Source organism: Pseudomonas sp. P108, from assembly GCF_032613195.1.
Lineage (GTDB): Bacteria > Pseudomonadota > Gammaproteobacteria > Pseudomonadales > Pseudomonadaceae > Aquipseudomonas.
Genome location: NZ_CP126691.1, coordinates 3,232,953 through 3,246,123, shown reverse-complemented (window position 1 = coordinate 3,246,123; position 13,171 = coordinate 3,232,953). Strand labels below are relative to the sequence as shown.

Below are 13,171 nucleotides of genomic sequence, written 5' to 3'. Positions count from 1 at the left end.
TTGTGCATTGATTTCAGTATGTCGAGGCCCGCCGTGTCGCTCCATGCCAAACACCCCTCCTTTGCTGCCATGACGGACGCCGCGCCGCTGCCTGTGCGCACCGTCGTGGTGTTGGCGTTCGATGACTTGCTGTTGCTCAATGCGGCCGGCCCGCTTGAGGTCTTTGCAGCCATACCGCGCGTGTTGGCTACGCCCTACAGCGCAAGTCCGCCGTACCGCTTGCTGGTGGCATCGCCGCGCGGCGGTCAGGTGATGTCCATTTCCGGCATCAGCGTGACCACCTGTTCGCTGGAACAGATCGATGCCATGGCCCCGGTGATCGACACGCTGATCGTCGCCGGAGGACCGGGCATGGCCGCGCTTGAAGCTGACGAAGCAGCGTGCGCTTGGCTACGCCGCCGCTCGGTTGACATCCGTCGGCTGTGCTCGATCGGTACGGGTTCGTTTGCCTTGGCCGCAGCGGGCCTGCTCGATGGCCGCGAAGTGGTGACGCACTGGAAATTCGCTGCCGAACTGCAGGCGCGCTACCCGGCAGTACGCTGCCAGACCGATGCGCTGTATCTGCACGATGGCAACCTCTGGACCTGCGGCGGCGCCACTGCCGGTATCGATCTGGCCCTTGGTCTGGTTGAACAAGACCTCGGCGCCCACGCGGCGCTGGCACTGGCGCGGTACTTCACGGTGTTTATGTGGCGTGATGCCGAACAGCCACAGCTCAGTGCCTCGCTCAATGCTCAATCCAAAGCTTTACGCACCGACCCGGACGCGCGTCTGGCGCGGCTGCACGCCTGGATTGCGGCGAACCTGAACGGAGACTTGCGCGTCGAGCAGCTGGCCGAACAATTTGGCATGAGCCCGCGCCATTTTGCCCGCGCCTATGTCGCTGCCACCGGAGAAACCCCGGCGCAAGCGGTGGAGAACCTGCGTCTGGAGACGGCGACTCGATTACTCAAGACCACCCGCGAGCCGATCAAGCGCATCGCCGAAACAGCCGGTTTTGGCCGCGAGGAGCGTATGCGCCGGGCCTTCCAGAAGCATTTGGGCATCAGCCCCCACGGCTACCGCAGTGAAATGAAAGCCGCTGCGACGGGAGCGGCGCCGCCGTTGGGCATTGCGCTTGCGGGGCTGGCCCAATAACTCGCTCCGCGGATCAATGCTGTAGCGCATAGCGCCGGCAATGTTCCAGATAGCCGCCCACGCCGCTCGAATGCTTCAAAGTGTTCCAGAGAAATGCGTACAAGCTGTCCTTCCTATAGTGGCAGTTCGACGCGCGCCAACAACCCTCCAGCGTGGCGGTTGCTCAGCGTCAACTCGCCGCCCTGCTCGCGCACAATCGCCCTTGCTGCCGACAGCCCGAGGCCCACACCGCCAGTGTCACGATTGCGCGAAGCCTCCAGGCGAAAGAACGGATCGAAGACCTGCTCCAGCGCCGCCTCGGGAATACCGGGGCCGTCATCGCTGACCTCAATGCAGATCGAATACTCGTCATATTTCAACGCAATGCCCGGATGCTGCGCGTACTTAAGCGCATTCTCCAGCAGATTGACGATCACCCGTTTGATCCCCAGCGGTCGACCTTCGTACACCAGATGCGCCGGCCCATCGAAATCGACATTGATCTGCTGATCGCGGTAATCGTCGACGATGGTTTGCAGCAGCTCCGACAGATCGAACGCGGTGGTCTGCTCGCGGTGGGTGTCTTCGCGGAAGAACGCCAACGCGGCGTTGATCATCGACTGCATCTCTTCAACGTCGCGAATCAGTTTGCCCTGATGATCGAGGTCTTCCATGAACTCACTGCGCAAGCGCATGCGTGTCAGCGGCGCACGTAAATCGTGGGAGATCGATGCGAGCATGTGCGTGCGCTCGGCGATGAAGTGCTGGATCTGCGCCTGCATGGTGTTGAAGGCGATGATCGCCTGGCGGATTTCGTCAGGGCCTTCGAGCTTGATCGGCGGTGCCCGTAGATCGGTGCCGAATCGTCTCGCGGCGCGGGCGAACCGCTGCAAGGGGTTGGCCAGTTGGCGGGTGGCGACCCAGGCAACCAGCAGTGTGGCAATCAGTCCCAAGGCGATGACGATCGCGATACGCACGCCAAACTCCAGGCCCCAACTGCGCTCCGGCGGGATAAATGACAACCAGCTGCCATCGACCAATTGCACGACGGCGGCGTAATGCGCCTGGGGACTGCCGTTGGGCCAGTCGCCTGGGCTGAACACCTCGATTTTTCGATCAATGCCCAGCAGTTGCTGCAGCACCGGCACCCTGCTCGCTGGCAGGCGAAGGCCGTCATTGGGCAGGTCAAAGTCCGCGCGCTGCGCTTGCCACGACACGTGCAGCATGGCGCTGCTCGCCGCCGCGGCCAGTTGCGGGCGCAGGCTGGCCGGGGCCGCTTCGATCACCCGCGAGGTCGCGGCAATCTGTTCCAGCAGGCCGGTGCGTTCAATCGGTGGCCGCGCCCAGATCCCGGCGACTTGCACGAACAGCGCATTCAACGCCAGCGAAGCAACCATCGCGGCAATGATGGTCAGGGCAATGCGCCGGCTCAGGGTATCGCCACGCCACAGTTGGCGGATCACGAGCGGCTGACCTTGGCGGTGAACAGATAACCGCCGTTGCGCACGGTACGGATCAAGTCCGGGCGCTTGCTGTCCGGTTCGATCTTGCGGCGCAAGCGGCTGACTTGCACATCGATGCTGCGGTCGAAGGCGTCATGACCATGGCCGTGGGTCAGGTCGATCAACTGCTCGCGGGTGAGGATGCGCTGCGGATGATCGAGGAACACCACCAGCAAATCGAACTCGCCGCCGGACAGCGGAATCATCACGTTTTCCGGGGAGCGCAGTTCGCGGCAGGTGATGTCCAGATGCCAACCGGCGAAGCCGATCACCGGGCGTGAAGGCTCAACTGTTTGGCGCTGTTCGCCGGCACGACGCTGCAAGGCACGCACCCGTGCGAGCAGTTCCTGCGGGGCAAAAGGTTTGGTCAGGTAATCGTCCGCGCCCAGTTCCAGGCCGACAATGCGATCACTCAACTCGGCCATGGCTGTGAGCATGATGATCGGAATGCCCAGCTGCGCGCGCACCTTCTGACACAGGCTCAGGCCACTTTCGCCGGGCATCATCAGATCAAGAATGATCGTGTCCGGACGGTTCAGCGCGATTGCCGCCCACATGGCTTCGCCGTGGGACGCCACGTCGACTTCATAGGCGTGCTGCACGAAGAACTTCTTCAGCAGCGCGAGGATTTCCACGTCGTCGTCGACGAACAGCAGTCTGCTCACAGTCACAGGATCCATGCACCAAAAAAAGCCAATCTAAAGCCATTTCGCCGCCCGGGTCATTTATTTCAATCGAGCAACATTTCTACGCGCCAGACATCAAGCGGACATTCTCCGGCAAAACCTCGCGGGCATTCTGCAGCTATTTCAAGCAGGGGGATTGGCATGAAGGTATTGAACAGCAAACCAGGCATCACGCCGCACAATGGCAATCGGCCGTTGATTCTCAGCCAGCGCACCGCCGCGCTCGGCCCGGATACACCGGTGGTGTTTCAGGAATCGTGCCTGGGCGTTTCCACTGATCAGAGCACGGTAGTGCTGCGCCGGTATTTCGAGCATTTCAGCCCGACCAATGCGCACTGGGTGGAATACGTGCACAGCGTCAACACCGCCGATCTCATGAACTGGATCATGGCCCACGGTCGATTGCACATCGAATGCTCGGACAACATGACGCAAAACAAGGAAGCCGTTTGATGTCGCGCATTCGTTCAATGTCGCTGTCCATTGTCGCTACGCTGAGCCTGGCGGCGTGCAGCAGCAAAACGCCGGAACACGCCGGGTTTCTACGTGACTACAGCGTGTTGGCCGAGCGCCGGTCGCCGTCCGGACAGCCTGTGTTGGCGTGGGTCAGCCCGGCCCTCGCCCGGGGTCGATACACGCAGGTTTATCTGGCGCCGAGTCAGTTCTACCCGAGTGCCGAACCGACGCCGCGCATTCCGCTGAGCACCTTGTCCGGGGTCACCGACTACTACGACGCCGCGTTACGGCTGGAACTGGGCAAGGTCATGCATCTGGTCAATCAACCCGGGCCGAACACCCTGGTGGTGCGCCCCGCCATCACCCAAGTGGCGACCAGCACTCAGGGTTTGCGCTTTTATGAGTGGCTGCCGGTCACCCTTGTCGCTGCGGGCGTTAGCACGGCGACCGGCATCCGTGACCAGGACAGCGAAGTCGCCACCGAGGTGTCGTTCGAGGACGGTTCGACCGGCGAAGTGATTGCCGAAGTGGTGCGCAAAGGCACCGGCGTGCCACTGAAGAACGACAAGCAGGTACTGACTGCCGATGACGTCAAGGTGGTGCTGGATGGCTGGGCCAGTGACCTGCGGCAATCGTATACGGCCATCCGCCGGTAAACACACATCCCCTTCTTGATCGTTCCCACGCTCTGCGTGGGAATGCAGCCGGGGACGCTCCGCGTCCCAACAAGATCGCAGCCTTCGGCAGCTCCTACAGGGAAAATCAGGGTGCGTCAGGAAAAAAAGCGCCGAGCAGTGAATTATTTCGTGTCCTCATGTATCTGAGCCAAAGAGTACGCGCCATCAAATAGATGGCATCTACGCGGCACGATGGATCAGCAAAGAGAAGACCCGGATGAAATCACGCAAGAAAACCGTCAAGCCGATTGGCCTGAAAGACATCACCATTGTCGACGACGCCAAGATGCGCAAGGCGATCACCGCCGCCGCACTGGGCAATGCCATGGAATGGTTCGACTTTGGTGTCTACGGCTTCGTCGCCTATGTGCTCGGCAAAGTGTTCTTCCCCGGCGCCGACCCCGGCACACAGATGATCGCCGCGCTGGCGACATTCTCGGTGCCCTTCCTGATCCGGCCGCTGGGCGGCTTGTTCTTTGGCGCGCTGGGCGACAAGTACGGACGACAGAAAGTCCTCGCCGCGACCATCGTGATCATGTCGCTGAGCACCTTCGCCATCGGCCTGATTCCGTCCTATGCCTCGATCGGCATCTGGGCGCCGATCCTGTTGCTGCTGGCAAAAATGGCCCAGGGTTTCTCGGTCGGTGGCGAATACACCGGCGCGTCGATCTTCGTCGCTGAATATGCACCGGATCGCAAACGCGGCTTTCTCGGCAGTTGGCTCGACTTCGGCTCGATTGCCGGTTTCGTCCTCGGTGCTGGTGTGGTGGTGTTGATTTCTTCCACGCTGGGCGAAGCGAAGTTCGAGGAATGGGGCTGGCGTCTGCCGTTCTTCCTCGCCTTGCCGCTGGGCATGATCGGCCTCTACTTGCGTCACGCCCTGGAAGAAACCCCAGCGTTCCAGCAGCACGTTGAAAAGCTTGAGCAAGGCGATCGCGAAGGCCTCGCCGGCGGCCCGAAAGTCTCGTTCAAGGAAGTCGCGACCAAACACTGGCGCAGCCTGATGACCTGCATCGGCGTGGTGGCGGTGACCAACGTCACCTACTACATGCTGCTCACCTATATGCCGAGTTACCTGTCGCACAACCTGCACTACAGCGAAAACCGTGGTGTGCTGATCATCATCGCGATCATGGTCGGCATGCTCTTCGTGCAGCCAGCGATTGGCTTTATCAGTGACAAGATTGGCCGCAAGCCTTTTATCGTCGTCGGCAGCATTGGTTTGTTCATTCTGGCGATCCCGGCGTTCATGCTGATCAACAGCGGCAAGATCGGTTTGATCTTCGCCGGCCTGCTGATGCTGGCCGTGTTGCTGAACTTCTTTATCGGCGTCATGGCCTCCACCCTGCCGGCGATGTTCCCCACGCACATTCGCTACAGCGCACTGGCGGCGGCTTTCAACGTTTCGGTGCTGATCGCCGGCCTGACCCCGACCGTGGTCGCCTGGCTGGTCGAGAGCACCAATAATCTGTACATGCCGGCGTATTACCTGATGGTCATCGCCGTGATCGGTCTGGCCACCGGTGTGACCATGAAGGAAACCGCCAACAAGCCGTTGCGTGGCGCTGCGCCTGCTGCTTCCGACCTTGAAGAAGCGAAAGAACTGCTGCAAGAGCACCACGACAACATCGAGCAGAAGATCGAAGACATCGACGCCGAAATCGCCGCGCTGGAAGCCAAGCGCAAGGAACTGGTACAGCAGCATCCGCGAATCAACTGAGCAATGAGCGCAAACCCGGCACTGGCCGGGTTTGCGCCTTGGCGGCCGAGGCAGGCTCGCGCAGATGCAACCGTGGGTGCCGAAAGCCTGATCAAGGCGCGTTGACCACCACATACGTCACATCACTGCCCTGATACTGCGGCTGGTACCAGGTCGAGCCGCATTGCATGTAGGCGACGTTGTACTGAATCACCTGCACACAAGTGCTGGGCATTTGCGCCGGGGTAAAGATCGAGCCCACCACCGCCGCCGTGACCGCGACGGTTGCCGTGACCGCCGCTGCGGCCGCCAATGGATGGTAGTGATCGTCGTAGCCATAACGGCCATGGCCGTCGACATCAATATCGACATCGCGACTGTTGTCGATGTTGACGTTTCGGTTGCCGTTGCGATTGCTGTTATTGACGTTCGTGCGGTTGCCGACGTTGTTGCCGGCATTGACCCGATTGCCCGAATTGACCCGATTGCCGGCACTGACATTGTTGGTGCGCTGCGGCGCATTGATCCGCTGCGCCCGTTGCGCATTCGGCGCCGGCGCGCGGTTGACGTTGGCGCGGGCATGGCCCTGAGCGCGTTGCCCCCGGGCGTCGGCTTCGGCCACATAACCGGCGGTCAGCAGCGTGGCGGCGGCCAGCGACAACAACAGACTCCACGTCATCGACTTGTTCATGTCATTGCCCTCCCTGATCGCTGGCTTTTTTAAACGCAATCGCCACATCGCCTTTGCCCGGTTTGAAGGTGAACTGCGTGTCCGGGATGGTCGGCTTGAGGTTCCACTGATACACCGCGCTGTATTCGGGGAAGCTCTTATCGTCGGTGGTGGTGATCACCAGTTTGCACGGCAAAGGTTTGTCGGAACGGGTCAGCCACAATTGCCAGTCGATGCCTTCCTGGCGAAACGCCAAATGGTCGCAGAGCTGGCCCTTGATGACCGACGGGCCCACGTACAGCGCGGCTTTCAAGGCATCGATCTGCGCCTGATCACTGCCGAACAGAAACAGGTCCTCCATCGGTACCTGCACTCCGTAGAAGTTCTCGACCTTGTGCAAGGTTTCCGCGACGGTGGCCGGTGCATCGACGGTGGTGTAGTACTTCAGGTACGGCGAGTACTGGGTGAGTTGTTTGCCGTTATAGAAAAACTCGCGGGTGCGCACATCGCCTTCGCTTTTCGCATACAGGCGATCATGGCCGACCACTTTCAGGGTATTGGCGGACTCAGTCTTGATCTTCTGCCCGGACTCCAGAACGGTGTCGCGCGAGACTTGAGCATCGACCTGGAATTTCGGCAGGCTGCGCAGGTAGTTGCCCATGTCGATGAGCTTGTCGACCACTTGCGGGTTGATCAACGGCGCATCGTCCGCGCCCTCGGCAGCGGGCGCTACCGGCGGGTCTTCGGCGCGGGCTCCCGGCGCGAGAACCAACGTGAACATCAGGCAGACAATACTGGCTGGGGCTTTCATCGGTTCCGCTCCTGTCCCTGCGTGGGCGTTGCGCCCGAAGGGCGACTGACTGACCAGCCTAGACCTCAGTGTGGGGGTACGCCAATGCGTCCGCGAGAGGAGTAAGTGTCACGGCAGATTTTCTTTGCGCTGGCTCTCCAGAAGCTCGGTGACATCGGCCGGTTGGTACACCCAGCCGATAAACAACTCATAACCGACGGCGAGAATCACCGGCCCGGTGAACAAACCAATAATGCCGCTGGTGACCATGCCACCGAGCGCTCCGATCAGTACCACCGGCATCGGCACCGCCACTCCGCGACCCAGCAACATCGGTTTGAGCACGTTGTCGGCAAGCCCGGCAATCGCCATCCACACCGCAAAGATAATCGTGCCAGCGCTGACCCCGTCCACGGCGAAGACATAAATCACGATGGGCAGCGTGATCAGCAGCACCGGCAATTGGGTGATGCCCAGCAGCAACACCATCAAGGCGAGAATGCCGGCCGCCGGTACGCCCATGATCACCAACGCGACGCCCACCAGCAGCATCTGAATAAAGGCGATGCCAACCACGCCCTGCGCCACGGCGCGGATGGTTGCCGTGCACAGTTCGGCTATCTGCGGACCGCGCACCGGCCCGGAAATACGTGTGGTGATGGCCACCGCTGTGCGGTGGCCGCGCTCGCCGTGGTGCATGATCAGCCCGGCGACGATCAAGGCAACCACGAACACCACAATGCCCGCTCCGACACCGGCGGCTTGATGCAACACCACTTTGCTCCAGTCCTTGAGGTGTGGCGCCAGTTCCTGAAACACCCAGCTCAGATCCTGTGACGCATGCATCCAGATGCCGTACAGCGGCGCGCCAATCAGCGGCCAGCCTTCGACACTGGCCGGGGGCGGCGGAATCTCGAACTGCCCCGCTTCAAATGTGTGCATGCTGCCCTTGATCGAATCGGCGATCGACGCGCCCAACAGGCTTAACGGCAACATCAGAATCAGCAGGCCTAAAAGCACGAGAATGATTGCCGCCCAGCCGTAGCGATTGCCGAGTTTCGCGCCCAGCAGCTGATTCAGCGGATACAGCGTGACCGCCAGGATCAGCGCCCAGAGCATGACATTGAGAAACGGATGGAAAATGTCGTAGCAGAACAACACCAGAATGGTGATCAGGCCCGCGCGTATGAGCACGTCCAGCAGCGCTCTGGAACTTTGAAACGCTATCAGCGGTTTGTCTTCCATGTCGGCTCTCCTGATTGGGCCAGCGTTGAACCGCTGTGAGCCTAGTTCACATCTGGCACATCGTCTCGACGGTTGCCCGACACGAGTCGCGCTTGATGGCGGCGATCAGCGCTCCAGCATGCCGTGACACAACAGATTCAAGACCCCGCGCATGTGCAAGGCATGCGCGGTGCGGTCCGGGACTTCCTGCGTCGCCAGACGAATGAACGCCATGTTCGCGTATTGGTTGAACAGCGTCGCCACCACGTCAAGATCGATCGATTCGCGCACTTTGCCCGTCTGCTGGAAATGCAGGAGCAGCGCTTTGGTCTCTTCGATCACGGCGGCATTCCACGGACTCATCGCCTCTGCCAACTCCCCCGTCAGCAGAAACGGCGCCAGTTCCCGCCACAGCGAAGCCGGCATCGCCTGTAGCTGGTAATCGGTCATCAGCCCTTCGAACTCGCACAACGCCTCCAGCGGATCGCTGTCCCCGTCCAGATTGGCCCGCGCCTCGCGCATGGCTTGCTCGTCGGGTTGCTTGAGCAACGCCAACAAAATCTCCTGCTTGCCGCCGAAATAGTTGACCACGGTGGGTGCGGAAACCCCCGCCTGCACGGCGATCTGGTCCAGCGTGGTGGCCGCAAAGCCGTTGCGCTTGAACAACTCGAGCGCCGCCTCGGCAATCACCTGCCGGCGCTGTTCCTTCTGCCGCTCTCTGAGTCCGCTCATGTTGCCTCTGATGATCCTTGCCAATGGCCCTCAGCCTACGGATATCTTTTTTCACCGACAAATATTTTCTTTACAAAAATATTTTTAGATGACAAAACTTTATCCGTGCAGCGCTGCGACGAACGCACTCATTTGCCCTTTTCTCTGGAGATCCGCCATGTCCGCCGAATTCGATTCGACCCGCAGTACCAGCGATTACCAAGCCTCTGATGCTGCTCACCACATCCACGCGTTCGTTGATCAGAAAGCCCTCAACGAGGAAGGCCCGCGGGTGATGGTCAGCGGTGATCGGCTGGCGTTGTGGGACAACGACGGCAATCGCTATCTGGACGGCATGTCGGGTCTGTGGTGCACCAACCTCGGCTACGGGCGCAAGGATCTCGCAGCCGCCGCGACCGCACAGCTGGAACAATTGCCCTACTACAACATGTTCTTCCACACCACTCACCCGGCGGTGATCGAGCTGTCCGAGTTGCTCTTCAGCCTGCTGCCCAAGCACTACAGTCACGCGATCTACACCAACTCCGGCTCCGAAGCCAACGAAGTGCTGATCCGCACCGTGCGCAAGTTCTGGCAGGTGATGGGCAAACCCGAGAAGAAAATCATGATCGGCCGCTGGAACGGCTACCACGGCTCGACCCTGGCCGCGACGGCGCTGGGCGGGATGAAATTCATGCACGAGATGGGCGGCACCATTCCGGATGTGGCGCACATCGATGAGCCGTACTGGTTCGCCCACGAAGGCAACCTCAGCCCGGAAGAATTCGGCTTGCGCGCGGCGCGGCAACTGGAAAACAAGATTCTCGAACTGGGCGCCGACAAGGTCGCCGCGTTCGTCGCCGAACCGTTCCAGGGCGCGGGCGGGATGATCATTCCGCCGGCGACTTACTGGCCGGAGATTCAGCGCATCTGCCGTCAATATGACGTGCTGCTGTGTGCTGACGAAGTGATTGGCGGGTTTGGTCGCACCGGTGAATGGTTCGCGCATCAGACGTTCGGTTTCGAGCCGGACACGCTGTCGATCGCCAAGGGCCTGACCTCGGGTTATATCCCTATGGGCGGTTTGATTCTGTCGCGGCGAATGGCTGAAGCATTGGTCGAGAAAGGTGGCGTGTTTGCCCACGGCCTGACCTATTCCGGGCACCCGGTTGCGGCGGCGGTGGCGATTGCCAACCTCAAGGCCTTGCGCGATGAAGGTGTGGTCGCGCAGGTGAAATCCGATACCGGACCGTATCTGCAGAATTGCCTGCGCGAGGTGTTCGGCAATCACCCGTTGGTCGGTGAGATTCAGGGCGTTGGGCTGGTGGCGGCGTTGCAGTTTGCTGAGGACAAAGCAACGCGCAAGCGCTTTGCCAATGAAAACGACATTGCCTGGCGTTGCCGCACGATCGGCTTTGAGGAAGGTTTGATCATTCGTTCGACATTGGGGCGGATGATCATGGCGCCGGCGCTGGTGGCCACGCGCACGGAGCTCGATGAGTTGATCGACAAGACGCGGATTGCGGTGGACCGGACGGCGCGGGAGTACGGGGTTTTGTGATCGGCTGAAGTGATGGGTTGGCCGGGCTGACGCCTTCGCGAGCAGGCTCGCTCCCACATTTGGAATGCATTCCACTTTGGCAGCCTGGATGCCTGTTTGAAATGCTATCCCTGTGGGAGCGAGCCTGCTCGCGAAGGGGCCAGTCGGGTAGAAAATCGGTTGGAGATCAATCCCGCCGATTACTCCGCACGCCGCTTGGTGTTAAATAGGCGCCAGTCTTAACCTTGTCGCTTATAGCTGTGCAACGAGAACCGATATGAACACCCATTCCAGGAAAAACACCCACATTCAAACAGCGGTGAGCGCATGATCGAAGTCACCGAAGTTTCCATTGCCCAACTGCGCGCCGCGCTGGAATCGGGCCAGACCACCGCAGTCGAACTGGTGCAGGCGTATCTCGCCCGTATCGATGCCTACGATGGCGCCGACACCCCTACCGCGCTGAACGCCGTGGTCGTGCGCAACCCTGAAGCGTTGAACGAAGCACAGGCGTCCGATGCCCGTCGCGCCAAAGGCGAAACCCTCGGCCCGCTCGACGGCATTCCTTACACCGCCAAGGACAGCTATCTGGTCAAAGGCCTGACCGCTGCGTCCGGTAGCCCGGCCTTTGTTGATCTGGTCGCCTATCGTGATGCCTTCACCATCGAGCGCCTGCGCGCAGCCGGGGCAATTTGTCTGGGCAAGACCAACATGCCACCGATGGCCAATGGCGGCATGCAGCGCGGCGTCTACGGTCGCGCCGAAAGCCCTTACAACGCCGATTACCTGACTGCGCCGTTTGCCTCCGGCTCGTCGAACGGTGCCGGCACCGCCACGGCCGCGAGTTTTGCCGCGTTCGGTCTGGCTGAAGAAACCTGGTCGAGTGGGCGTGGCCCGGCGTCCAACAATGGTTTGTGCGCCTACACGCCGTCGCGCGGCGTGATTTCGGTGCGTGGCAACTGGCCGTTGACGCCGACCATGGACGTGGTCGTGCCTTACGCACGGACCATGGCTGACCTGCTCGAAGTCCTCGACATCGTGGTGGCCGAAGACCCGGACACCCGTGGCGATCTCTGGCGTCTGCAACCGTGGGTGCCGATCCCGAGCGTCAACGAAGTGCGCCCCGCCGCTTACGCCGATCTGGCGGCCGACGCCAAAGCGCTGGCCGGCAAGCGTTTTGCCGTGCCGCGCATGTTCATCAATGCCGACCCTGAAGCCGGCACCAGCGAAGCACCGGGCATCGGTGGCCCGACCGGCCAGCGCATCAACACCCGTGAGTCGGTGATCGATCTGTGGAAGCAGGCGCGTCAGGCGCTCGAAGACGCCGGCGCCGAAGTCGTCGAAACCGATTTCCCGCTGGTCTCCAACTGCGAAGGCGATCGCCCCGGCGCGCCGACTGTATTCACCCGTGGTCTGGTCTCGAAAGAGTTCCTTCACCATGAGTTATGGGATCTGACCGCTTGGGCGTTCGACGATTTCCTGCAAGCCAACGGCGACCCGAAGCTGAATCGTCTGGTCGACGTCGACGGGGCGAAGATCTTCCCGCACGAACCGGGCACCCTGCCCAACCGTGAGGGCGATCTGGTGGCGGGCATGGACGAATACGTGCGCATGGCCGAGCGCGGCATCACGCCGTGGAATGAAATTTCCACAGTGCCCGACGGCCTGCGCGGTCTCGAGCAGACTCGACGTATCGATCTTGAGGACTGGATGGACAAACTGGGCCTCGACGCCGTGCTGTTCCCGACTGTCGCCGACGTCGGCCCGGCGGATGCGGACGTCAACCCGGAGTCGGCCGACATCGCCTGGAGCAACGGCATCTGGGTGGCTAACGGCAACCTCGCGATCCGCCACCTCGGCGTACCGACCGTTACCGTGCCAATGGGCGTGATGGCCGACATCGGCATGCCGGTCGGCCTGACCTTCGCCGGCCGCGCCTACGACGACTCGAACCTGCTGCGCCTGGCGGCAGCGTTTGAATCGACCGGCAGCAAACGGCAGATCCCGCCACGCACGCCGCCGCTGGCGTAACGCGCTTAAAACTGTAGGAGCGAGCCTGCTCGCGATGGCGATGTGTCAGCCTGGATAAATTTGACTGAT

General features: G+C 61.2%; 12 protein-coding genes. 6 read left to right on the top strand and 6 right to left on the bottom strand.

The window, feature by feature from the left end:
• Nucleotides 1-33: 33 nt before the first annotated feature.
• Nucleotides 34-1,137 (top strand): GlxA family transcriptional regulator, encoded by a 1,104-nt coding sequence (locus QOM10_RS14155; RefSeq protein WP_316918319.1) that lies wholly within the window; start codon nt 34-36, stop codon nt 1,135-1,137.
• Nucleotides 1,138-1,250: 113 nt separating this feature from the next.
• Here QOM10_RS14155 and QOM10_RS14150 read toward each other — a convergent pair whose 3' ends face one another.
• Nucleotides 1,251-2,579 carry an ATP-binding protein gene (locus tag QOM10_RS14150; protein ID WP_316918318.1) on the bottom strand — a complete coding sequence of 443 codons (1,329 nt, stop codon included), beginning with the start codon at nt 2,577-2,579 and terminating at the stop codon, nt 1,251-1,253.
• Complete coding sequence (locus tag QOM10_RS14145; protein WP_127927448.1) at nt 2,576-3,298, bottom strand: response regulator; 723 nt, start codon at nt 3,296-3,298, stop codon at nt 2,576-2,578. Before QOM10_RS14145 ends, QOM10_RS14150 begins: the two co-directional genes overlap by 4 nt.
• A gap of 147 nt (nt 3,299-3,445) precedes the next feature.
• On the opposite strand from QOM10_RS14145, the gene QOM10_RS14140 reads away from it, so the two are divergent.
• The 3 genes from QOM10_RS14140 to proP all read left to right on the top strand — a co-directional run bounded on the left by QOM10_RS14140 (nt 3,446) and on the right by proP (nt 6,157).
• Entirely contained in the window at nt 3,446-3,757 is a 312-nt protein-coding gene (locus QOM10_RS14140; protein WP_127927446.1) for a hypothetical protein, read from the top strand.
• Nucleotides 3,757-4,416 carry a DUF3313 domain-containing protein gene (locus QOM10_RS14135; RefSeq protein ID WP_316918317.1) on the top strand — a complete coding sequence of 220 codons (660 nt, stop codon included), beginning with the start codon at nt 3,757-3,759 and terminating at the stop codon, nt 4,414-4,416. The genes QOM10_RS14140 and QOM10_RS14135 overlap by 1 nt, the downstream gene beginning before the upstream one ends.
• 238 nt (nt 4,417-4,654) lie before the next feature.
• Nucleotides 4,655-6,157 (top strand): glycine betaine/L-proline transporter ProP, encoded by a 1,503-nt coding sequence (gene proP, locus QOM10_RS14130; RefSeq protein ID WP_127927442.1) that lies wholly within the window; start codon nt 4,655-4,657, stop codon nt 6,155-6,157.
• 91 nt (nt 6,158-6,248) lie between these two features.
• Here proP and QOM10_RS14125 read toward each other — a convergent pair whose 3' ends face one another.
• From QOM10_RS14125 to QOM10_RS14110, 4 genes are all read right to left on the bottom strand, one after another.
• Entirely contained in the window at nt 6,249-6,827 is a 579-nt protein-coding gene (locus tag QOM10_RS14125) for a hypothetical protein (RefSeq protein WP_316918316.1), read from the bottom strand.
• Nucleotide 6,828: 1 nt separating this feature from the next.
• Nucleotides 6,829-7,617: a DUF2092 domain-containing protein gene (locus tag QOM10_RS14120; protein WP_316918315.1), complete on the bottom strand. Its 789-nt coding sequence runs from the start codon at nt 7,615-7,617 to the stop codon at nt 6,829-6,831.
• Nucleotides 7,618-7,725: 108 nt separating this feature from the next.
• Nucleotides 7,726-8,841 (bottom strand): AI-2E family transporter, encoded by a 1,116-nt coding sequence (locus tag QOM10_RS14115; protein ID WP_316918314.1) that lies wholly within the window; start codon nt 8,839-8,841, stop codon nt 7,726-7,728.
• Nucleotides 8,842-8,946: 105 nt separating this feature from the next.
• Nucleotides 8,947-9,552, bottom strand: a complete 606-nt coding sequence (locus QOM10_RS14110) for a TetR/AcrR family transcriptional regulator (protein WP_127927432.1) — start codon at nt 9,550-9,552, stop codon at nt 8,947-8,949.
• A gap of 157 nt (nt 9,553-9,709) precedes the next feature.
• On the opposite strand from QOM10_RS14110, the gene QOM10_RS14105 reads away from it, so the two are divergent.
• On the top strand, nt 9,710-11,092 hold the full coding sequence (locus QOM10_RS14105) for an aspartate aminotransferase family protein (RefSeq protein ID WP_316918313.1): 1,383 nt from the start codon (nt 9,710-9,712) through the stop codon (nt 11,090-11,092).
• A 306-nt stretch (nt 11,093-11,398) separates the two neighbouring features.
• Nucleotides 11,399-13,102 carry an amidase gene (locus QOM10_RS14100; protein WP_316918312.1) on the top strand — a complete coding sequence of 568 codons (1,704 nt, stop codon included), beginning with the start codon at nt 11,399-11,401 and terminating at the stop codon, nt 13,100-13,102.
• The last annotated feature ends 69 nt before the right edge of the window (nt 13,103-13,171 follow it).